Source organism: Acidovorax facilis (assembly GCF_050626955.1).
Lineage (GTDB): Bacteria > Pseudomonadota > Gammaproteobacteria > Burkholderiales > Burkholderiaceae_C > Acidovorax > Acidovorax facilis.
Genome location: NZ_CP192460.1, coordinates 714337 through 736397 on the forward strand (window position 1 = coordinate 714337; position 22061 = coordinate 736397).

21 protein-coding genes are annotated in these 22061 nt (G+C 63.1%); 16 read left to right on the plus strand and 5 right to left on the minus strand.

Going from position 1 to position 22061, the window contains the following annotated elements; translation table 11 throughout:
• Positions 1-24: 24 nt before the first annotated feature.
• Both yaaA and ACQ4MJ_RS03230 read right to left on the minus strand, forming a co-directional pair.
• Positions 25-810 (minus strand): peroxide stress protein YaaA, encoded by a 786-nt coding sequence (gene yaaA / locus ACQ4MJ_RS03225; RefSeq protein ID WP_431150087.1) that lies wholly within the window; start codon positions 808-810, stop codon positions 25-27.
• A gap of 218 nt (positions 811-1028) precedes the next feature.
• Complete coding sequence (locus tag ACQ4MJ_RS03230) at positions 1029-4160, minus strand: Rne/Rng family ribonuclease (RefSeq protein ID WP_431150085.1); 3132 nt, start codon at positions 4158-4160, stop codon at positions 1029-1031.
• Between the two features lie 600 nt (positions 4161-4760).
• On the opposite strand from ACQ4MJ_RS03230, the gene ACQ4MJ_RS03235 reads away from it, so the two are divergent.
• The 4 genes from ACQ4MJ_RS03235 (at position 4761) to ACQ4MJ_RS03250 (ending at position 8006) form a co-directional block, all read left to right on the plus strand.
• On the plus strand, positions 4761-5762 hold the full coding sequence (locus ACQ4MJ_RS03235; protein ID WP_176886646.1) for an RluA family pseudouridine synthase: 1002 nt from the start codon (positions 4761-4763) through the stop codon (positions 5760-5762).
• A gap of 25 nt (positions 5763-5787) precedes the next feature.
• On the plus strand, positions 5788-6462 hold the full coding sequence (locus ACQ4MJ_RS03240; RefSeq protein ID WP_055395306.1) for an HAD family hydrolase: 675 nt from the start codon (positions 5788-5790) through the stop codon (positions 6460-6462).
• A gap of 27 nt (positions 6463-6489) precedes the next feature.
• Positions 6490-6867, plus strand: a complete 378-nt coding sequence (locus ACQ4MJ_RS03245; RefSeq protein WP_431150082.1) for a Rieske (2Fe-2S) protein — start codon at positions 6490-6492, stop codon at positions 6865-6867.
• 92 nt (positions 6868-6959) lie between these two features.
• Complete coding sequence (locus tag ACQ4MJ_RS03250) at positions 6960-8006, plus strand: S49 family peptidase (protein WP_176886645.1); 1047 nt, start codon at positions 6960-6962, stop codon at positions 8004-8006.
• A 149-nt stretch (positions 8007-8155) separates the two neighbouring features.
• Here the strand turns inward: ACQ4MJ_RS03250 and ACQ4MJ_RS03255 are convergent, their stop codons facing one another.
• The 3 genes from ACQ4MJ_RS03255 to ACQ4MJ_RS03265 all read right to left on the minus strand — a co-directional run bounded on the left by ACQ4MJ_RS03255 (position 8156) and on the right by ACQ4MJ_RS03265 (position 10736).
• Positions 8156-9256 carry a hypothetical protein gene (locus ACQ4MJ_RS03255; protein ID WP_431150080.1) on the minus strand — a complete coding sequence of 367 codons (1101 nt, stop codon included), beginning with the start codon at positions 9254-9256 and terminating at the stop codon, positions 8156-8158.
• Positions 9257-9336: 80 nt separating this feature from the next.
• Positions 9337-10140, minus strand: a complete 804-nt coding sequence (locus tag ACQ4MJ_RS03260) for an SAM-dependent methyltransferase (protein ID WP_431150078.1) — start codon at positions 10138-10140, stop codon at positions 9337-9339.
• Positions 10137-10736 carry a Maf family nucleotide pyrophosphatase gene (locus tag ACQ4MJ_RS03265; protein ID WP_121505746.1) on the minus strand — a complete coding sequence of 200 codons (600 nt, stop codon included), beginning with the start codon at positions 10734-10736 and terminating at the stop codon, positions 10137-10139. The genes ACQ4MJ_RS03260 and ACQ4MJ_RS03265 overlap by 4 nt, the downstream gene beginning before the upstream one ends.
• A gap of 25 nt (positions 10737-10761) precedes the next feature.
• Between ACQ4MJ_RS03265 and ACQ4MJ_RS03270 the strand changes: the two genes are divergently transcribed.
• The 12 genes from ACQ4MJ_RS03270 (at position 10762) to ACQ4MJ_RS03325 (ending at position 21852) form a co-directional block, all read left to right on the plus strand.
• Positions 10762-11310: a YceD family protein gene (locus tag ACQ4MJ_RS03270; protein WP_121420774.1), complete on the plus strand. Its 549-nt coding sequence runs from the start codon at positions 10762-10764 to the stop codon at positions 11308-11310.
• A gap of 111 nt (positions 11311-11421) precedes the next feature.
• The gene (gene rpmF, locus ACQ4MJ_RS03275) at positions 11422-11604 is read left to right on the plus strand and encodes a 50S ribosomal protein L32 (RefSeq protein ID WP_005794249.1); all 183 of its coding nucleotides are present in this window, start codon (positions 11422-11424) and stop codon (positions 11602-11604) included.
• Positions 11605-11712: 108 nt separating this feature from the next.
• On the plus strand, positions 11713-12768 hold the full coding sequence (gene plsX / locus ACQ4MJ_RS03280; protein ID WP_431150074.1) for a phosphate acyltransferase PlsX: 1056 nt from the start codon (positions 11713-11715) through the stop codon (positions 12766-12768).
• Positions 12768-13745, plus strand: a complete 978-nt coding sequence (locus ACQ4MJ_RS03285) for a beta-ketoacyl-ACP synthase III (protein ID WP_306554167.1) — start codon at positions 12768-12770, stop codon at positions 13743-13745. Before plsX ends, ACQ4MJ_RS03285 begins: the two co-directional genes overlap by 1 nt.
• A 60-nt stretch (positions 13746-13805) precedes the next feature.
• A complete protein-coding gene (gene fabD / locus ACQ4MJ_RS03290; RefSeq protein ID WP_431150071.1) occupies positions 13806-14756 on the plus strand; it encodes an ACP S-malonyltransferase in 951 nt (316 codons plus the stop codon).
• Positions 14753-15499 carry a 3-oxoacyl-ACP reductase FabG gene (gene fabG / locus ACQ4MJ_RS03295; protein WP_121505749.1) on the plus strand — a complete coding sequence of 249 codons (747 nt, stop codon included), beginning with the start codon at positions 14753-14755 and terminating at the stop codon, positions 15497-15499. Before fabD ends, fabG begins: the two co-directional genes overlap by 4 nt.
• A 103-nt stretch (positions 15500-15602) precedes the next feature.
• Entirely contained in the window at positions 15603-15842 is a 240-nt protein-coding gene (acpP, locus tag ACQ4MJ_RS03300; protein ID WP_003058049.1) for an acyl carrier protein, read from the plus strand.
• 47 nt (positions 15843-15889) lie between these two features.
• Positions 15890-17134, plus strand: a complete 1245-nt coding sequence (fabF, locus tag ACQ4MJ_RS03305) for a beta-ketoacyl-ACP synthase II (protein WP_055399467.1) — start codon at positions 15890-15892, stop codon at positions 17132-17134.
• A gap of 647 nt (positions 17135-17781) precedes the next feature.
• Positions 17782-18408 carry an RNA polymerase sigma factor RpoE gene (gene rpoE / locus ACQ4MJ_RS03310; RefSeq protein ID WP_055399464.1) on the plus strand — a complete coding sequence of 209 codons (627 nt, stop codon included), beginning with the start codon at positions 17782-17784 and terminating at the stop codon, positions 18406-18408.
• A 9-nt stretch (positions 18409-18417) separates the two neighbouring features.
• A complete protein-coding gene (locus ACQ4MJ_RS03315; RefSeq protein ID WP_431150068.1) occupies positions 18418-19098 on the plus strand; it encodes a sigma-E factor negative regulatory protein in 681 nt (226 codons plus the stop codon).
• Between the two features lie 117 nt (positions 19099-19215).
• Positions 19216-20211, plus strand: coding sequence for a MucB/RseB C-terminal domain-containing protein (locus ACQ4MJ_RS03320; protein ID WP_431173691.1), 996 nt, complete (start codon positions 19216-19218; stop codon positions 20209-20211).
• 174 nt (positions 20212-20385) lie between these two features.
• Positions 20386-21852: a DegQ family serine endoprotease gene (locus ACQ4MJ_RS03325; protein WP_431150065.1), complete on the plus strand. Its 1467-nt coding sequence runs from the start codon at positions 20386-20388 to the stop codon at positions 21850-21852.
• Positions 21853-22061 lie beyond the last annotated feature (209 nt).

Consider the following 22061-nt stretch of genomic DNA (forward strand, 5'->3'; position numbering starts at 1 on the left):
TCAACGTGAATGGGGTTAGCAGAGTCAGGCGGTGGGAGGGGTCTTGCGCCGGAAGACCAAGCGCTCGGGCTCGGATGATGCCGGGGCAAAGGCATAGCCGTCCAGATCAAACCCTTCGAGCTTGTGCGGCGTGGCCACGCGGTGCGTGATCGCATAGCGCGCCATCAGGCCCCGCGCACGTTTGGCATGGAAGCTGATGATCTTGTAGGCGCCGCCTTTCCAGTCTTCGAACACACATTCGATGACGCGGGCCTTGAGCGCCTTGCGGTCGACGGACTTGAAGTACTCCTGCGATGCCAGGTTGACCACCACGGGAGTCGTGTCGGCGCGCAGGCGGGTGTTGAGGTGCTCGGCAATCTGGCTGCCCCAGAACTGGTAGAGGTTGCTGCCTGCGCTGGTGGCCAGGCGCGTGCCCATTTCCAGTCGGTAGGGCTGCATGCGGTCCAGCGGCCGCAGCACGCCATAGAGGCCGCTCAAGATGGCCACATGGCTTTGTGCCCAGTCCAGGTCCTGCGCGGCGAGCGTGCGGGCGTCCAGTCCCTCGTACACATCGCCGTTGAAGGCCAGCAGCGCCTGGCGCGAGTTGGCGGCCGTGAAACGGGGGCGCCAGGCCTGGTAGCGCGCCACGTTCAGCGCGGCGAGCTTGTCACTCAGGTCCATCAGCGAAGCGATTTGCTGCGGAGATTGCTCGCGCAGCACCTCAATGAGCGCGGTGGATTGCGCCACAAACTGGGGCGTGGTGTGTGGCAGGCCTTCGGGCAGGGGCGTGTCGTAGTCGAGCGATTTGGCGGGAGACAGCAGGAACAGCATGGAGGCAGAAGGTCCGTGGATCTCGGAAGGTGAAGCAGGTGGCCGGGTGGGCTGCTGCGATTCTGGGGAGGCGGTGGCTCGAAATGGTACCTGTTGAAGGACTGTCTTCGGGCGCTTGCGGGCATTGGCAGGCTCCCGCAAAAAAAGAAGGCGGCCTGGGCCGCCTTCTTTTTTGCATAGCTGCGGCTCCCGGAGGGGCCGCAGCTGTTTTCAGCGCATCAGGCCGAGGGAGTCTGCTCAAACGGCAGCTTCATGGCAGACAGGTCGCGGCGGGTTTCCACCAGCACCAGCGGGCCTTCGTCCAGCACTACTGCAGGTGGGCGCTCACGTGGCACGCGGATGGGCTTGGGCTCGGCGGCAATCGCAGCTTGCACGGCAGCGATCTTGTCCATGTCGGAGTTGACCCACTGCAGGCCCGATGCGGCAGCCACTTGCTGCAGCTCGTCGATGGGCAGTGCGAACGCCTGGACGCGGGGCAGACCGTTCGCAGCGGGTACCACCGGTGCGATGGGTGCTGCAGCGGGTGCAGGTGCTGCAACAGGTGCTGGTGCCGCCACAGGTGCTGGCGCGGCCGCCACCGGGGCTGCTACCGGCGCGGCGACAGGTGCAGCAACGGGGGCCGGTGCGTGGGCCGGGGCGGGCACGGGTGCTGCCACAGGCGCTGGAGCGGGTGCCGCTGCCGCTGGCTCCGCTGCAGGGGCCGTGAAGTAGCTGCGGCGTGGCGCTTCGTCCTGCGCGGGTGCTGGCTCGGCCTGCGTGGGGTCGAAATCCAGCATCGCCGGTGCGGCGGCTTCGGCATTGCCGTTGTTGTCACGCGGACCGCGTTCGCCACGCTCGCGGCGGTCACGGCCGTAGCGGTCGCGCGAACGGCGCTCGCGACGCTGTTCTTCTGCAGCGGCTCCATTGCCGTTGGGCTGAGCGTCGTTGCCGGACAGGTCCAGATCGGGCAAGGCAGCCAGTGGCGCTGTGTCGGCAAAGTCGCCAGGCGCTGCGGCAGCGGCCGTTTCCTGGGCTTCCACCGCGCGGGGGGCGCGCTCGCCACGTTCGCCACGGTTGCCGCGATCCCCACGTTCACGGCGTGGGCCGCGTTCGCCACGGGGCTGCTGGGTGGGTTGGCCTTCTGTGCTGTTGCCGGGATTGCCAGCGTTGGGGCCTTCCACCTGTGCGGTCACGGCGGTGTTGTTATCACCGTTCAAGCCTGCGTTCTGGTTGCGCGGCTCGGTGTTGTCGCGGCGGCCACGGCCGCCTCCTTCACGCCCTTCGCGTCCATTGCGGCCACCGTCGCGGCCTTGGCCTTCGCGGGCCTCGCCTTCGGGGCGGCGCTCGGCGTCGCGGGGTGCGCGGCCTTCGGCCGAGCGTTCGCCACGGCGGCCCCGGCCTTCGCCGTTGCCTTCGCGGTTGCCGTCACGGGGTGCGCCTTCGCGCTGGCCGTCCCGGTTGCCATCGCGGCCACCACGGCGGCCACGGCCTTCACCGTTGCGGCCATCGCGGCGGGGTTCGCCACGGGCGGTGGTCTCCGGGGCTGCTGCCGGTGCGGGCGCAACCACGGGGGCAGGGACTGCCGGTGTGGTGCCAACGCCGAACAGGCTCTTGATCCACCCAAAGAAGCCTTGCTCTTGGGGGGCCGCCGCAGCCGGGGCCGGGGTTGCCACGGGGGCGGGTGCTGGCGCGGTCGCAGCGGCGGGGCGCTGGCCAGCGCGCGGTGGGCGGGCGGCGCCTTCGGCACGGGGCTCGGCCACCGGGGCGGGTGCGTCGGGCAACACGCCCTTGATCACCGGCGTCTGCTTGTTGGTGGGCTCTTGCGAGCGGCGCGTCACGGCCGTGGGGTCTTCCACTTCTTCGGCGAGCTTGTAGCTGGCTTCGATGTGGTCCAGGCGCGGGTCGTCGTGCTTGAGGCGCTCCAGGCGGTAGTTGGGGGTTTCCAGCGTCTTGTTGGGCACCATCAGCACGGCCACGCGCTGCTTGAGTTCGATCTTGGCGATCTCGGTGCGCTTCTCGTTCAGCAGGAACGAGGCCACTTCCACCGGCACCTGGCAGTGCACGGCGGCCGTGTTGTCCTTCATCGACTCTTCCTGAATGATGCGCAGGATCTGCAGGGCCGACGATTCGGTGTCGCGGATGTGGCCCGAGCCGCCGCAGCGGGGGCAGGGGATGGACGAGCCTTCGCTCAATGCGGGCTTGAGGCGCTGGCGGCTCATTTCCATGAGGCCAAACTTGCTGATGGTGCCGAACTGCACGCGGGCGCGGTCCTGGCGCAAGGCGTCGCGCAGGCGGTTTTCCACTTCGCGGCGGTTCTTGCTCTCCTCCATGTCGATGAAGTCGATGACGATCAGGCCGCCCAGGTCGCGCAGGCGCATCTGGCGAGCCACTTCGTCGGCGGCTTCCAGGTTGGTGCGGGTGGCGGTTTCCTCGATGTCGCCGCCTTTGATGGCGCGGGCCGAGTTCACGTCCACGGACACCAGCGCTTCGGTGTGGTCGATGACGATGGCGCCACCCGAGGGCAGTTGCACGGTGCGGGCGTAGGCCGATTCGATCTGGTGCTCGATCTGGAAGCGGCTGAACAGGGCGGCGTCGTCGCGGTAGCGCTTCACGCGGGCGGCATGCTCGGGCATGACATGCGCCATGAACTGCTGTGCCTGTTCGTAGATGTCGTCGGTATCGATGAGGATGTCACCGATGTCGTTGTTGAAGTAGTCGCGGATCGCGCGGATCACCAAGCTCGATTCCTGGTAGATCAGGAAGGCCCCCTTGCCACCCTTGGCGGCGCCGTCGATGGCATTCCACAGCTTGAGGAGGTAGTTCAGGTCCCACTGCAGCTCGGGCGCGGTGCGGCCAATGCCGGCGGTGCGCGCGATGATGGACATGCCGTTCGGGTATTCGAGCTGGTCCATCGCCTCCTTGAGCTCGGCGCGGTCTTCGCCCTCGATGCGGCGCGAAACGCCACCGCCACGGGGGTTGTTGGGCATCAGCACCACATAGCGGCCGGCCAGCGAGACGAAGGTGGTCAGGGCCGCGCCCTTGTTGCCGCGCTCTTCCTTTTCAACCTGAACCAGCAGTTCCTGGCCTTCCTTGATCACCTCATTGATGCGCGCCTGGCTGGGCGAGACACCGGGGGTGAAGTAGCTGCGCGAGATTTCCTTGAACGGCAGGAAGCCATGGCGGTCTTCGCCGTAGTCCACAAAACAGGCTTCCAGCGAGGGCTCGACGCGCGTGACGACGGCCTTGTAGATGTTGCCCTTGCGCTGCTCGCGCCCTTCGATTTCGATTTCGTAGTCGAGGAGTTTTTGTCCGTCGACGATGGCCAGGCGCCGTTCTTCGGGCTGCGTGGCGTTGATGAGCATCCGCTTCATGATGCGATTCCTTCAGTGTTTCGCGGACAGCAGCGGAGCAGCCAACCGTGACCCACGGAGAGGGCTGCGCGGGCTGCCGCCCACAGTTTCCAAACCAATACAACAAGCTCTACAGGAGCTGTGAATGCCTGGACTGACGCATCGAAACGAAGGGAATTGCCGGGGATGCCAATGATCTGCCGCGCTCTAGCGCAGCATCGGGAGGCAGGGGCGCGTGGATGGGGGCGAGTGGTAGGAACGCAGTTTTGCTAGCAAAAAAGTAGCTGATTGCGCTTGCTGGCTGTGCGCTGAGGGCGATTTTGAGCATGCAGCCAAAGGCCGCAGCCTCCGCCACAGGGTCACCATCCATGCCATCAACAACCACATGCTCGCTTTGATCCGCTGGCAGGCTGCGCCCGGGTAGGGAACATCTGCCAGCTTGGGGGATTCCGTATCAGTGTTTCAATCTGTCAGCCCGCCGCACGGCGTGCTGGCCACCACAGGCATCTGGCCTGCAATCTGCGCGCACGACGCCCGCTGGCATCGACCTGCCTGCACGAGGGGCAAGGGCTGTGTGGACTAAACTCCAGACAAATCAACCACTTACATAACAACGCGCAGGTGAAACACATTATAGGGGCCAAACCGCCCGCCGCCCCTGGGGGGCTTCCCGCAGCCCGCCTGGTGGAAGTGGATGCTGACTCCGCAGGCCAGCGGCTCGATAACTTTTTGATACGCCACTTGAAAGGTGTGCCTAAAACGCATGTCTACCGCATCATCCGCAGCGGCGAGGTGCGCATCAACAAAGGCCGCGTGAGTGCCGACACCCGCGTGGAAGCCGGTGACGTGGTGCGCCTGCCTCCTGTTCGAATTTCAGACAAGGTGGCCGAGAAGGCCGAGCGCCCGGCGCCCGCGCGCGAATTCCCCATCCTGCTCGAAGACGAGCACCTGATCGCCATCGACAAACCTGCCGGTGTAGCGGTGCATGGCGGGAGCGGGGTGAGCTTTGGCGTGATCGAGCAGCTGCGCCAGGCGCGGCCGGCCTCCAAGTTCCTGGAACTGGTGCACCGGCTGGACCGCGACACCTCGGGCATCCTGCTGGTGGCCAAGAAGCGGTCAGCGCTTACCCACCTGCAGGACCAGTTCCGCGAGCGAGAAACGGGAAAGACCTATCTGGCACTGGTCACGGGCACCTGGCCTGCCAATAAAAAAGTCATCGACCTGCCCCTGCACAAATACCTGCAGGCCGACGGCGAGCGCCGCGTGCGTGTGACCACGGCCGACGACCCGGATGGCATGCGGTCCATCACACTGGTCAAGGTGCGCAGCACCGTGCCCGCGCGCGCTGCGCAGGGCCTGCCCGCCATGTCGTTGCTGGAGGTGACCATCAAGACCGGTCGCACCCACCAGATTCGTGTGCACCTGGCCAGCCAGGGCCACGCCATCGTCGGGGACGACAAATACGGCGACTTTGACCTCAACAAGCGCCTTCAGAAGCTCTCGATGAAGCGCATGTTCCTGCACGCATGGCGGTTACAGTTCAATCACCCCGCTTCGGGCGAGCGTGTGCAGCTGATTGCCGAGCTGCCCCCCGAGCTGGCTGATTTTGTGTCCCCTGCCTGACGATCCTGCGCGAAGAACCCCCTCCATGTCTGCCAAAAACTTCCGTCCGCGCCGCTTCGACCTCATCGCCTTTGACTGGGATGGCACCCTGTTCGACTCCACCGCCATCATCGTGCGCTGCATCCAGGCGGCGGTGCGTGACGTGGGTGGCACCGTGCCCACCGACAAAGAGGCGGCCTATGTGATTGGCATGGGCTTGATGCAGGCCCTGGCCCATGCCGCGCCGGATGTGCCACCCGAAAAGTACACCGAGCTGGGCAACCGCTACCGCTTCCACTACATCCAGCACCAGGACGACCTGAGCCTGTTCGACGGCGTACTGCCCCTGCTGAACGACCTGCGTGAACGCGGCCACCTGCTGGCCGTGGCCACGGGCAAAAGCCGGCGCGGGCTGGACGATGCGCTGCACTCGGTGGACTTGCGCGGCGTGTTTGACGGCTCGCGCACTGCCGACCAGACCGCTGGCAAGCCGCACCCGCTGATGCTGCAGGAGCTGATGGCCGAATTTGATGTTGCGCCGGAGCGCCTGCTGATGATTGGCGACACCACCCACGACCTGCAGATGGCGGTCAACGCGCGCTGTGCGAGCGTTGGGGTGAGCTATGGCGCCCATGAGCCCGACGCCTTTCACGCGCTCCAACCGCTGGCGGTCGTGCATTCGGTGCGCGAGCTGCACGATTGGCTGCTGCACAACGCGTGACGCCGGATATTGGAGCGGGACGATCCCATGACCACACCACCCGATCAGCCCGTTGCGCTGTGCAACAGTGCCGACCTCGTCGATGGGGGCTTGGCGGTTCCGTTTGATGTGCAGTACGCAGGTCAGACCTGCCGGGCCTTTGCGATCCGCTACCAGGGCCTGCCGCATGCCTACCTGAACCGCTGCACCCATGTGGCCATGGAGATGGACTACCAGCCGGACCGCTTTTTTGACGACACGGGCCACTGGCTGCTGTGTGCCACCCACGGGGCCGCCTACCTGCCGAGCACCGGCCAGTGCGCGGGCGGCCCGTGCCGCGGCGGGCTGGTGAAAATTGCTTTGTCCGAAAGCGATGGTGTGGTGCACTGGCATACTGCCTACAACCTGCAACCCGTAGAGTTCTAGAAAATCCAGATGAATTACCCTTATGTGCTGTCGCCTGGTGCCAGCCAGCGCGGTGCGCGGGCAGCAGTGTTGCAGTGCCCAGGACGTACGACATGACAGACCCCCAGCAGCCCGGCTCTTCGGGTTTTGACCCAAAAAGTAATCCTGCGCCCGACCTGTGGGCGCAAGCAGCTACAAATTCAGGAGCATCTGTGAGCGACTCATCGCGTGAACCCGGCTGGGAGCGCGCCACGCTGGAAAAGCTGGCCTTCTCCGCCCTCCAAGAACAACGCAGCGCCCGCCGCTGGAAGATCTTCTTCCGCCTGGCATGGCTGGTGCTGATTGCCGCAGTTGCCTTTGCGGCCCTGCGCCAGGCATCCCCCAGTGCCAGCAAGAGCACGCCCCATACGGCGGTGGTGGACATCAAAGGTGAGATCGCCAGCGGCGCCGAGGCCAGCGCCGAGTTTGTGGTGGCCGCCATGCGCAGCGCGCTGGAGGACGAAGGCTCGCAGGCCCTGGTGCTGCTCATCAACTCCCCCGGCGGCAGCCCGGTGCAGGCCGGCATCATCAATGACGAAATTGTTCGTTTGAAGGCCAAGCACAACAAGCCGATCTACGCCGTGGTGGAAGAAACCTGCGCGTCGGCTGCGTACTACATTGCCGCTGCAGCGGACGACATCTACGTGGACAAGGCCAGCATCGTGGGCAGCATTGGTGTGCTGATGGATGGATTCGGCTTCACCGGCACCATGGAAAAGCTTGGCGTGGAGCGCCGCCTGCTGACCGCTGGCGAGAACAAGGGTTTCCTCGACCCGTTCAGCCCGCAGACCGAAAAGCAGCGTGCCTACGCGCAGACCATGCTCGACCAGATCCACCAGCAGTTCATTGCCGTGGTGAAAGCCGGGCGTGGTGACCGCCTCAAGACCACGCCCGACACCTTCAGTGGCCTGTTCTGGACCGGCCAGCAGGCCGTGGAAATGGGCCTGGCCGACAAGCTGGGCAACCTGGACTATGTGGCCCGCGAGGTGGTGAAGGCCGAAGACATCATCGACTACACCCGCCGCGACAACGTGGCGGAACGGCTGGTCAAGCGCTTTGGCGCGGCGATTGGTGTGGGCGCCGTGAAGTCACTGGCCGTGGCTGGACCTCAGCTGCGCTGACACCGTCCGACGTGGCCTTTGGGCCATGCACAAAAAAAGCCCCGGGTGGAGATTCCACACGGGGCTTTTTTGCGTCTGGGCCTGCGTGGCGGTACGTGGTGTGACGCAGTCGGCCGTGCCGGCCTCCGAGGGCTGGCAGGAGGGTGGTTTTAGCTGTCCAGCCCGCCCGCCTTGCGCTGGCGCGAGCCGTCTTCCAGGATGGTGTCGTCGGCCACCAGCTTGCCCGTCTCGTCCCACTGCTTGCGGGCCGTAAGGCGCGTGCGTCCCCGGGCATCGGGGGCTGAATACTGTTCTTCAATCGCCAGCCGGCCGTTGTCGTGAAAGGCCTGCTGCGTGCCCACGGGCCATTGCTCGGCATTGAGCTGTTCGCGCCGCGCCAGCTTGCCATCGTCACGGTACATCTCGCGCTGCACGCGCCCCTGCTCACCGGTGCCGGTCCAGGTGCTGCGCTCTCGCACCAATCCGTTGAGGTACCAGCGCTCGACCTGAACCTCCCGCCCATCGGCAAAACTGCGCTGCTCGATCAGCTGGCCGGATGCGCCGTAGCGCTTGGCGCTGAGCAGCGAGCCCCGCGTATCGCGGAGTGTGCGCTCATCCGGTGCGAACACCCGTTCCTCGCGCAGCACACTTTTGCCGCCCTCGGTGGTGAAGCTGCGGTGCACACGCCGACCGTCCACCACGAGTTGCTGGGCGGCGACGATGCCGTCGCGGGTCCATTCGGTCGCGCTCAGCAGGCGGCCCTGGTCGTAGTGCAGCTGCGCGGTTTTGGCGCCGTTGTCTGCATGGAGCAGGGTGTCAGTGGCACCGTCAAAGCCGCAGAGTTTGCGGTCTTCGGGCAGCACGCTGGTGCGCGGGCAGAACAGGCGTGTGGGCTGGCCCTTGCTGTTGGTTTCCACATAGAACAGCTCCTGCCCGCCGCCGTGGAACGACACGCGCTCCACGCGGCCGGTGGCGTCAAAGCGCCTCACGGCCCCCTGGGTGCGGCCGTTGTCGGCGGTTTCTTCGCGCCGCACCTGGCCGTTGGGCCAGAACTCGGCCACCCGGCCGTGGCTGTTGCCGCGTTCGTTGACCTTGCGTTCGCGCTGCAGGCGGCCTTCGCGGTCGAACATGCGCTCCAGGCCCACGAACTTTCCGTCGCGCAGTTCCTGCTCGCGCTGGAGGTGGTCGGTGTCTTCTTCGCGGCAGCGCACCAGCCCGGACTGGCCGGCGGTTTCGGAACCGTTGGAAATATTGATGGGTTTGCCATTCAATTCACAACGAATAATGGCCTCAGCGCTTGAACCATAAGCGCTAACAGCTATAAAAAATATAGTGAATAGACGGTTCATGCTCAGCGGCCCATAGCAAACACGACAGGGGTGCGGTTGTCTGGGGGCGTGGGTTGCTGGCGCCATTGCCGCACGAGCTGGCTGCGGATGCGTGCGTCGGGCAGCGTCAGCCCGCTGGCCAGCGCCAGGCGGGTGTGGGGCTGCAGCGTTTGCACCAGGGCCTGCCAGAGTGCGGCGTTGCGGTAGGGAGTTTCGATGAAAAGCTGGGTCTGTCCTGTCTTGAGGGCCAAGCTTTCCAGCTCCTTGATACGCTGGATGCGCTCATGGCTGTCCTGGGGCAGGTAGCCGACAAACGCAAAGTTTTGCCCGTTCAATCCGCTGGCCGCCAGCGCCAGCAGCAGCGACACAGGGCCCACCAGGGGTACAACGGGGATATCAAGGTCGTGTGCCGCGCGCACCACGGACGAACCCGGGTCGGCCACTGCAGGCATGCCCGCCTCGCTGATCAGCCCCATGTCGTGCCCATTCAGTGCCGCTGCGAGCAGCGGGCGTGCGTCGAACGGGGCTGATCCCTTGTCGCCATGGTCGCCTTTTTTGTGGACTTCGCGGGGAAGCTCGGTGATCTGCTGCTGCTGCAGGGGGGCTGCCAGGGGGTGCAGTGCGTCGATGCGTTTGAGGTAGGCGCGTGCGCTCTTGGCGTTCTCGCACACCCATTGGGTCAGCCGTGCAGCCGTCTGAAGGGTGGCCGAGGGCAAGGCATTCTGCAGCGGGACCTGGGCGTCGCAGCCAAAATCGAGGGGGGCGGGCACGAGATAAAGCGTGCCCTTGCGAGCGCCTGAGTGCGGTTCGGTGGGGGGATTTGTCATGGCAGCACCAAGCCTGCCGCGCGCAGCATGCGGCAGGTGCGGATCAAGGGCAGTCCGATGAGGGCTGTGGGATCGTCGCTGTGGATGGCATCCAGCAGCGCAATGCCCAGGCCTTCGCTCTTGGCGCTGCCTGCGCAATCGTAGGGTTGCTCGGCGCGCAGGTAGCGCTCGATTTCCGCGTCGGACAGGTCACGGAATTTCACCTCCACCGGGGCCAGGTCGATCTGCTCGAAACCCGTCGCGGCGCACACCACGGCCACGGCGGTCTGGAACACCACGGTCTGGCTGCGCATCTGGCGCAGTTGCGCCACCGCACGCTCGTGGTGGCCGGGCTTGCCCAGGGGCTCGCCAGCGAGGTCGGCAACCTGGTCGGAGCCGATTACCACCGCATCGGGGTGGAGTTGCGCCACAGCGCGTGCCTTGGCCAGCGCCAGGCGCAAGGCCAGTGAGCGAGGGGCTTCGCCGGGCAGGGGGGTCTCATCCACCTCCGGGGCCGTGACGTCAAAAGGCAGGTTCAACCGCTCTAGCAATTCACGCCGATACCGCGATGTGGAGCCCAATACCAGAGGGCGTTTCAGGGGGGGGGATTGATGCATGCGCCGATTCTCTTACACTGCCGCCATGACCAAGGAATTCTCCCCCCAGCGCCTCGACGTGAAAGCCTTTGCACAGGCGGGCGGTCGGCTGGCGGGCCACGATTCACTGCTGAAGTACGAACGCCTGGCCCAGGAGGCCAAGGGCCTGCACCCGGACCTGATGGTGGACTGGGAGGCTGTGGGCGAAGTGCGCACGGCGCTGGGCGGCATGGGCCAAGTCTGGCTGCATATCAAGGTTACTGCGAGCTTCCCCATGGAATGCCAGCGTTGCATGACGCCGGTGGATGTGCCGCTGGAGGTGGACCGTGAGTTTCGCTTCGTGGCCGACGAGGCCACCGCAGAGGCTCTGGACGACGAAAGCGAAGAAGACCTGCTGGCCATGAGCCGCGAGTTTGACCTTCACGAGCTGATTGAGGATGAGTTGCTGATGGCCTTGCCCGTGGTGCCCAAACACGACGAGTGCCCTACCGCAGTACCACTGGCTTCTTCGGACGACGATTTTGAGGAAGCCAACGACGAAAAGCCCAATCCTTTTGCGGCGTTGGCCGCACTGCGCAAAGACAACAAGGGCTGATTGGACGACCCAAAAATCATTTGGGTTATAATCGTGGGCTTCACGCGAACCCCATCGTGTCTTTTTGGGCTGATCGCGTTTTTACCAACCTATTCCAGATCAGGAGCCATCATGGCCGTTCAGCAAAACAAAAAGTCCCCCTCCAAGCGTGGCATGCACCGCTCGCACAATGCCCTGAATGTGCCAGGCATTGCTGTGGAACCCACCACCGGTGAAACGCACCTGCGTCACCACATCAGCCCCAACGGTTTCTACCGTGGCCGTCAGGTGCTGAAGAACAAGTCTGAAGCCTGATCTTCGCCCCATCCAAAGGCCCGTTGCTACTGAAACCGTAGCGCGGGCCTTTGTTTTGACCGTCGTATTTATTTTTCCGGCCCTCCTGGCCGGCCGGACAAGTCGCCCATGATCACACTGGCTGTTGACTGCATGGGGGGCGACCATGGCCCCCGCGTCACGCTCGCGGCGTGCCGCCAGTTTCTCGATACACACCCTGATGCCCGCCTGCTGCTCGTCGGTCTGGTGGATAGTCTGAAATCTTTTTCGCACGACCGTGCCACGATCATTCCTGCTACCGAAGTGGTGGCCATGGATGATCCTGTCGAGGTGGCTCTGCGCAAGAAGAAAGATTCTTCCATGCGCGTGGCGATTCAGCAGGTCAAGGATGGCGCGGCCTCTGCGGCCGTTTCGGCAGGCAATACCGGCGCGCTGATGGCTATTGCCCGGTATCTCCTCAAGACGCTGGACGGCATCGACCGCCCCGCCATTGCGACGCAATTGCCCAACGCCGCAGGTGGTGCCACCACGGTGCTGGACCTTGGGGCGAATGTGGATTGTTCCGCCGAGCATTTGCTGCAGTTTGCCGTGATGGGTTCTGCCTTGGTTTCGGTCCTTCGGGATGGCGGGGAGCCCACCGTCGGTTTGCTCAATATCGGTGAAGAGGCGATCAAAGGTAGTGAAGTAATCAAAAAAGCCGGTGAATTGCTGCGATCTGCAGCCAATTCCGGTGATTTGAATTTTTATGGAAATGTTGAAGGCAATGACATTTTCAAGGGCACCGTTGACATCGTGGTATGCGACGGATTTGTGGGCAATGTGGCCCTCAAGGCCAGTGAAGGGGTGGCATCAATGATCATTGGCGCCCTGAAAACGGAGTTCTCCCGCAACATCTTCACTAAAATCGCTGCGATCACCGCGTATCCGATCTTAAAAGCGCTCATGAAGCGCATGGACTACCGCCGTTACAACGGCGCGGCGCTCCTGGGGCTGCGCGGGCTGGTGTTCAAGAGCCATGGGTCGGCTGACACAATGGCGTTCGAGCAGGCTTTGAACCGGGCGTATGATGCAGCCCGCAACAACCTGCTCGACCGCGTCCGGACCCGGATTGCGCACGCAGCGCCGCTTCTGGTGCCTGCGGATGCCCAGCCCCAGCCTGGCGTTGCGGCGACGATGACACATTGATGAGACGCTACTCCCGCATTACCGGCACCGGCAGCTACCTGCCCCCGCGCCGGCTGACCAACGCTGATCTGGTGGCTGAACTGGCCCAGCGCGGCATCGAAACCTCAGATGAGTGGATCGTGGAGCGCACCGGCATCCGCGCGCGCCACTTTGCGGCGCCTGATATCGCCTGCAGCGATCTGGGCCTGGAGGCTGCGCGCAATGCCTTGCAGGCAGCGGGCCTTCTGCCGACCGACATTGATCTGATCATCGTGGCCACGTCCACCCCGGATATGGTGTTTCCCTCGGCCGCTTGCATATTGCAGAACAAGCTGGGAGCCAATGGTTGCCCTGCGTTTGATGTGCAGGCGGTGTGCAGCGGTTTTGTCTATGCCCTGTCCGTGGCGGATGCCATGATCCAGACGGGTGCTGCCAACCGCGCGCTGGTCATTGGGGCAGAAGTTTTCAGCCGTATTCTGGATTTCAATGACCGCACGACCTGCGTGTTGTTTGGTGATGGTGCGGGTGCCGTGGTGCTGGAGGCATCGGAAACGCCGGGCATCCTGTCCAGCGACCTGCATGCCGACGGCAAACATGTCGGCATCCTGTGTGTGCCCGGCAACGTGTCGGGTGGCAAGGTCCTGGGGGACCCTGTCCTCAAGATGGACGGGCAGGCTGTCTTCAAGCTGGCGGTGGGCGTGCTGGAGAAGGCCGCGCATGCGGTGCTGGCCAAGGCGGGGCTGACCGAGGCCGATATTGACTGGCTGATTCCCCACCAGGCCAATATCCGCATCATGCAGGGCACGGCCCGCAAGCTCAAGCTGTCCATGGACAAGGTGGTGGTCACGGTGGACCAGCATGGCAACACCTCGGCAGCCTCTATCCCCCTGGCGCTGGACCATGCGGTGCGTACGGGCCAGGTCAAAAAGGGTGAGACCCTGCTGCTCGAAGGTGTGGGCGGCGGCTTTACCTGGGGCGCGGTGCTCCTGAAGTTATAGCTTGTGGCGCTTGCTGGATAAGCGCTAGGCATCAATTTCAATCATATTTCTGGATTTTTCATGAAGTCTTTTGCATTTGTCTTTCCGGGACAAGGCTCGCAATCGGTGGGCATGCTCGACGGATGGGGTGATCACCCGGTGGTGGCCCAGACCGTGCAGGAAGCCTCGGATGCCCTGGGTGAAAACATCGGCCTGCTGATCAAGGAAGGTACCAAGGAGGCGCTGGCCCTGACCACCAACACGCAGCCGGTGATGCTGGTGGCTGGGGTGGCTGCATGGCGTGTCTGGCGTGCAGAAGGTGGTGCTGCCCCTGTCGCTGTTGCGGGGCATTCTCTGGGCGAGTATTCGGCGCTGGTTGCCGCAGGTGTGTTGACGCTGGCCCAGGCGGCGCCGCTGGTGCGCCTGCGTGCAGCTGCCATGCAGGAGGCCGTGCCGGTCGGCACTGGCGCCATGGCTGCCATCTTGGGGATGGAGGCTTCCAAGGTCATCGCAGGATGTGCCGAGGCAGTGGCCTCGTTCGGTGTGGGAACGGCAGAAGTGGTTGAGGCTGTCAATTTCAACGACCCCGTCCAGACGGTCATTGCGGGCACCAAGGCCGGCGTCGAAAAGGCCTGCGAAATGCTCAAGGCGGCAGGTGCCAAGCGCGCACTGCCATTGCCGGTGTCTGCCCCTTTTCACTCCAGCCTGATGAAGCCTGCCGCTGAGAAGCTGCGCTTGGCGCTGGCGGATGTGGCGCTTGCTGCGCCCCAGATTCCGGTTCTGAACAATGTGGATGTCGCGGTGCAGCAGGACGCTGAGGCGATCCGAGACGCGCTCTACCGCCAGGCCTTTGGCCCCGTGCGCTGGGTGGAGTGTGTGCAGGCCCTCAAGGCCCGGGGGGTCACCCATATTATTGAAAGTGGCCCTGGCAAAGTGCTGGCGGGTCTGACCAAGCGCATCGATCCTGAGCTGGTGGGTGCGACACTGTTTGATATGGCCACGCTGGCCGAAACCCGGGAGTTGTTGGCATGACGCAATCCTCATCGGCCGCGCAAGTGGCGTTGGTCACTGGCGCATCGCGCGGCATTGGTGCGGCCATTGCGCTCGAGCTGGCGGTACGTGGCTACCAGGTGGTGGGCACGGCCACGACGGACGATGGCGCCGAGCGCATCAGCCAGGCCCTGGCGACCTACCCCGGCTGCCGTGGTGCCAATCTGAACGTGAATGACGGAGCTGCCATCGAGGCGTTGATGGATTCCATCGTCAAGCAGCAGGGTGGTCTGCATGTGCTGGTCAACAATGCGGGCATCACCCGCGACACCCTGGCCATGCGCATGAAGGACGATGACTGGGATGCGGTGCTGGACACCAATCTCAAGGCGGTTTTCCGCGTGAGCCGCGCGGCAATTCGCCCGATGATGAAACAGCGATTCGGGCGCATTATCAGCATCACCAGTGTGGTGGGGGCATCGGGCAATCCCGGTCAGGCCAACTACGCGGCGGCCAAGGCTGGAGTGGCGGGAATGACCCGTGCACTGGCCCGCGAACTGGGCAGCCGCAGCATCACGGTCAATTGCGTAGCGCCGGGATTTATCGAGACGGATATGACGTCGGTGCTGCCCGAGGAACAGCAAAAAGCCCTCAACGCCCAGATCCCTTTGGGGCATATGGGCAAGCCGCAAGACATCGCACATGCCGTGGCCTACCTTGCTTCGCGCGAAGCAGGGTACGTGACCGGGCAGGAGTTGCATGTCAATGGCGGCATGTACATGTAATTGAGACAAGTTAACGCCGGTTCATCCGGACGGCGGGCTGCTGAGGGGCTTCTCCTTAAGCGGCTAGAATCGCGGATTCATTCACAACCCCCAGAGGGAAACCATGAGCGATATCGAAGCACGCGTCAAAAAAATCATTGCCGAGCAACTCGGTGTGGAAGAGTCCCAAGTCACCAATGAAAAGGCCTTCGTGGCAGACCTCGGTGCCGACTCGCTCGACACGGTGGAACTGGTGATGGCACTGGAAGACGAATTCGGCATCGAGATCCCTGACGAAGACGCCGAGAAGATCACGACGGTGCAAAACGCCATCGACTACGCCAACACCCACCAGAAGGCCTGAGCGGCGCACTGCGCCTGACTCAAGCGATCAACAGAAGGTTTTTACGCATGAGCCGTCGTCGCGTTGTCGTGACCGGCCTGGGATGCGTCAGCCCCGTGGGCAACACGGTGGCCGAATCCTGGGCCAATCTCCTTGCCGGAAAATCCGGTATTGACCTCATCACCAAGTTCGACACGTCGAACTTTGCCTGCAAGATTGCAGGGGAGGTCAAAGGTCTTGACCTGGAGTCGTACATCAGCGCCAAGGATGCGCGCGCGATGGACAGCTTCATCCATTTCGGCATTGCAGCTGCTGCACAGGCGGTTGAAGATGCCGGTCTGCCCACGGGTGAAGCGCTCAGTGAAGAGTTTGCAACACGCATAGCCTGCGTGATCGGTTCGGGGATTGGTGGCTTGCCACTGATCGAGAATACCCACGCGGAACTGGTCAGTCGCGGTCCGCGGCGCATCACGCCGTTCTTTGTGCCAGCGTCCATCATCAATATGGTGGCGGGCCATGTGTCCATGCGCTTTGGCTTCAAGGGGCCGAACCTCGCGGTCGTGACGGCCTGCACAACCGGCCTGCATTGCATTGGCGAGGCTGGTCGCATGATCGAATACGGTGATGCGGATGTGGTGGTGGCGGGCGGCACTGAATCCACGGTGTCGCCGCTGGGCATTGGTGGTTTTGCTGCCATGCGCGCCCTGTCTACCCGCAACGATGACCCCAAGACCGCTTCCCGCCCCTGGGACAAGGACCGAGATGGTTTTGTTTTGGGTGAAGGCGCCGGGGTCATGGTGCTGGAGGAATACGAGCATGCCAAAGCCCGTGGTGCCAAGATCTATGCGGAACTGGGTGGTTTTGGCATGAGCGCCGATGCAGGCCACATGACGGCCCCCAGTATGGATGGTCCGCGCCGTGCCATGCTCAACGCCCTGCGCAATGCCGGCATGAATGCCGATCAAGTTGACTACCTCAACGCCCATGGCACTTCCACGCCGCTGGGTGATATTAATGAGACGAATGCCATCAAGGCGGCCTTGGGCGACCATGCTTACAAGGCTGTGGTGAGCTCCACCAAATCCATGACCGGTCATTTGCTGGGTGGTGCGGGCGGTATTGAGAGCATTTTTACAGTGCTGGCCTTGCATGAGCAAAAGGTGCCACCCACCATCAATTTGGCGAATCAGGACCCCGAGTGCGATCTGGACTACTGCGCCAACACGGCGCGTGACATGAAGATCGACGTTGCAGTCAAGAATAACTTCGGTTTTGGTGGCACCAACGGGACGCTGGTTTTCAAGCGCGTCTGATCATTGGGTCAGGTGCTCTGCCGCCCGACTTGGCGAGGCCGTGGTGTCTTGTTGCGATCCTGCAATCGTTGGTTGCTCAGCACGGGCCTATGTTCCGTGCTAAGCAGGCGGCACAGCCTCGGTAGCGTTTCGTGGGTGTGACTTCGCAGCGACCACCTTCGGTGTTTTACCCCCTGCGGCGCAGCCGCCTGTTCGGGGGCTTGCTGGGGGCATTGTTGCTGATCAGCGCAGCGGGGCTGGTTGCTTGGTTCGTTCGAAGTGGTGGTGCTGCATCCCCATGGCCCGCAGCGATGGCGGGTGGTCTCTGGTGTCTGGCTGCCGCCAGCGCATTCCATTTCTGGTTCTGTCAATTCTCTGGTGGTATCCACTGGGATGGCCAGACCTGGACACTGGTGGCTCCGAACTCCGGGGCGGCCTGGATGGCATTGTCCGGACCTCCTGAAGTCCTTCTCGATTTGCAGTCACATCTGTGGCTGCATGTCATTCCGGTGGGGCACCGCCGCACCTGGTTGTGGCTGACGTGTTCCGCGCAGCCCGAGCGTTGGCTGGATCTGCGGCGTGCGGTATATTCGCGCGCCAGACCGGGCGCTGACAACGCTGACGAAACCGCCCCGGCCAGCAGCCGTGGGCGTGAATCCTGAGTATCCATGACCGTAATTCCGCCTTCCCCTTCCGAAGATAGCGACCTCCAACTGGTGGAGCGCGCGGTAGCGGGCGATCAGCGTGCCTATGAGTTACTGGTCATCAAGTACCAGCGCCGTATCGAGCGTCTCATTGGCCGGATGGTGCGGGACACCGACATCGTTCAAGACATAGCGCAGGAAACGTTCATCCGGGCCTACCGCGCGCTGCACCAGTTTCGGGGAGATGCGCAGTTCTACACCTGGCTCTACCGGATTGCTGTCAATACCGCCAAGAAGGCGCTCATGGACATGAAACGCAATCCGGTCATCTCTGAGAACGCTTTGCGGGGGAACGAGGACGAAGATGAAACTTCCCGCCTCGGACACGAACTAACCAGCGACGAAACCCCCGAAACCGTACTCGCTGCCCGAGAAATCGCGCAAGCCGTGAATGCGGCTATGGAGGCGTTGCCCGACGATCTGCGCCAGGCGGTAACGTTGCGCGAGATTGAAGGGCTGAGTTACGAAGAGATTGCGACGGCCATGGATTGCCCCATCGGCACGGTGCGGTCACGGATTTTTCGGGCGCGAGAGGCCATTTCGGCAAAAGTGCGTCCTCTGCTTGAGAACCAGTCAGGCAAACGGTGGTGAGGTAATGAAATGAACAACGCTGTACGAAGTGATGGATTGGTGGGCGGTGCTGTGGTGGCTGAGATAAGCAGGCGCGAGCAATTGTCGGCACTGGCGGATGGTCAGTTGCATGGGGACGAGGTGGCGGACGCCCTGGCCTATGCGGCGCAAGCCGAAGGCCATGCCACTTGGCAGCTCTACCATTTGGTGGGAGATGTATTGCGTTCTTCCGACCTCGCGCAACCTGCCAATCCGAACTTCATGGCGCGATTGCGTGATGAACTGGCCAAGGAAGGGCCTGTCGTACGTCCTGCGACCGCTGTTGTGCCGCAGGTCGATGTGGTGGCCCCGGCAATGGCGGAAGCTGCCAATGCGTCGGTCTTTCGCTGGAAAATGGTCGCGGGTTTTGCGTCTCTGGCGGCAGTTGCGGCGATTGGTTGGACCTCTCTGGCCACGTTGCAAGGCAATGGCGCACCCGGTGCCGCGGGTGGAGCCCAGCTGGCCATCTCTCCCGAGTCGGGTGCGAATGGCCCCAGCTCCGGTGCCCCTGTGGTCGCAGTGGCTGATGCCGATGGCGGAGCGCAGGTGATGATTCGGGATCCCCGCCTGGATGAGTTGCTGGCGGCACACAAGCAGTTTGGCAGCACATCCGCATTGCAGATGCCTGCAGGATTTTTGCGCAATGCCACCTTTGAGACGCCCAGCCGCTGAGCCGGGAGTGGCTTGTTGGCGTGGTGAGATTGTGTGATGAGCTACCCGGGAGTTTTGTGCGTTTGGTTGAAAGCACTGCCGCAGCAGTTAAAACACGGGGTGGTTGCTGCCCTGTGTGTGACAGGACTCTCCGTATCGGCAGGGGTCTCGTCGGCTGAGGGGGGTGTTTCTTCTGCAGCAGACGCGGCTCCCGCGCCTGCGGAGCGCAGTATTCTGCAGTGGATCGAGCGCATGCACAGCGCGCCCTGCGCGCGCCCGTATGCCGGTACCTTTGTGGTGCTGGCTGCTTCCGGAGCGATGGCCAGTTCACGCATCTGGCACGCCTGTGAAGGGGCGCAGCAGATGGAGCGCGTGGAGGCTCTCAGTGGCACTCCCCGGACCATTTTTCGGCGCAACGACGAGGTACGTACGTTCTGGCCCCAGTCGCGTGTGGTGCGGTCGGATCGACGGGATGCCTCTGGGCTGTTTCCACGAGTTCCGCTGGTTGAGGGCACTTCCATATCCCAGTTCTATGCCGCACGCCCTGTGGGCCAAGAGCGCGTTGCCGGATTTGTTGCCGACGTGGTGTGGTTCAAGCCCGTGGACTCGCTGCGTTTTGGCTACAAGCTGTGGAGCGAGCGGGAGACCGGTCTGGTTGTGAAGCTGCAGACCTTGGGCGCGAACGGACGCGTTCTGGAGCAGGCTGCATTCTCGGAGTTGGACTTGAACGCCCCCGTTCGCGTGGAGCAGCTTTCACGGCTGATGGACGCGACCGCTGGTTACAAGGTGGTGGCGCCGGTTGTGGTCAAGACCACGGCCACGGCCGAGGGCTGGGTGCTTCGTCAGCCGGTTGCTGGCTTTGTTCCGGTGAGCTGCCATCGGCGCGCTGTGTCTGCTGACGACGGTGCGCAGGGTGTCTTGCAGTGCCTGTACTCCGATGGTCTTGCATCGGTATCACTGTTCATCGAGACCTTTGATCCCCAGCGACACCCCTCCCAGCCCCAGGTCTCGGGTATGGGGGCGACGCAGCTTCTTGCGCAACGGGTCTTGCCCGATGTATGGCTCACAGCGGTGGGGGAGGTTCCTTTGCAGACCCTTCGCCTGTTTGCGGGTCAATTGGAGCGCACACGCTGACGCTGAGGCCAGCGGGCGTGATGCCGGCGGCTGCTGTCTTTGAGCCTGCGCTGTGGCGGGGCCGTTTGCAGGGGCATGCGAAGTGCATTTGCGATGCGGGAACCAAATGGCCGCACACTCTTCACAGTTACACACAGTTTGATAACTGTATTTGCTATCAATCACGAAAGGTCGATGATGTCGAAGTTCGATGGAAATGCGCTGCGCTCCCTGGCATTTGCATGCATGTTCGCAGGGGCTGCTGGCGGCATGGCTTTGCCCCAAGCTGCCTTGGCACAACCTGCTGCAGCGGTTCGCGGGTTGCCAGACTTTACGGATCTGGTGGATCAGGTGGGGCCCTCGGTGGTCAATATTCGGACGGTAGAAAAAGCGTCGAGCCGTGCAAGTGCAAACGGCATGGACGAGGAGATGATGGAGTTCTTCCGCCGCTTTGGCGTGCCGATCCCCAATGTGCCCAGGCAGCAACGTCCTCAGCGGCCGCAAGACGATGAGCAGCCGCGCGGCGTGGGTTCTGGCTTCATCCTGACTGCGGACGGGTTTGTGATGACCAATGCGCATGTCGTGGACGGCGCTGATGAGGTGATCGTCACCCTGACCGACAAGCGCGAATTCAAGGCCAAGATCATTGGTGCGGACAAGCGTACTGATGTGGCGGTGGTCAAGATCGAGGCCACGGGCTTGCCTGCCGTCAAGGTGGGTGATGTGGGGCGTCTGCGGGTGGGCGAATGGGTGATGGCGATTGGATCGCCCTTTGGGCTGGAGAACACCGTGACTGCGGGCATTGTGAGTGCCAAGCAGCGCGATACGGGGGACTATCTCCCGTTCATCCAGACCGACGTGGCCATCAACCCGGGCAACTCGGGCGGTCCGCTCATCAACATGCGTGGCGAGGTGGTGGGGATCAACAGCCAGATCTATTCGCGCTCGGGTGGATTCATGGGCATTTCGTTCGCGATTCCGATGGACGAAGCCATCCGCGTGAGTGAGCAGTTGCGCGCATCCGGTCGGGTGACACGGGGCCGTATCGGCGTGCAGATCGGGCAGGTCACCAAGGACGTTGCGGAGTCCATTGGCCTGGGCAAGGCCCAGGGTGCGCTGGTGACCGGGGTAGAGGCGGGGTCACCCGCAGACAAGGCGGGCGTGGAGGCTGGTGACATCATCACCCGCTTTGACGGCAAGTCCATCGAGAAGGTTGCGGACCTGCCCCGACTGGTGGGCAATACCAAGCCTGGTACCAAGAGCACGATGACCGTGTTCCGCCGTGGCGCTTCGCGGGACCTGGGCATCACCATTGCCGAAATTGAGCCCGACAAGCCAACTGCCAAAACGGCGGAGCGTGAGGAGAAACCCAAGGCTTCGGCTGCTGCACAGCAAATGGGATTGGCGGTCACGGAACTTTCAGACACCCAGAAAAAGGAGCTCAAGATCAAGGGCGGTGTGCTGGTCGCGACCGCCACAGAGGCCGCAGCACGTGCCGGCCTGCGCGAAGGGGATGTGATTCTCGCGATTGCCAATACGGAAGTGTCTGGTGTGAAGGAGTTTGAGGCTGTGCTCGCCAAGGCCGACAAGAACAAGCCTATCAATGTGCTGTATCGGCGCGGCGAGTGGGCCCAATATGCCTTGATCCGTCCCGGACGATGACGAGTGGCGTTGTGGCGCAGATGTGGGGGGATGGTTGACCCATTTCCCCACGTTTGCAGCAGGCCTTTGTCGGAGGTGTGGGCATTTTGGTTTTTTTGTCTTTTCCTTCTTTCGATGTCGAAAGTTAGCCTTGGCTAACTTTATGAAGGTCTATCAACTGATTTCGATAGAATAGAGGCCCATGTTCAACGCTAATTCATATATTAGCT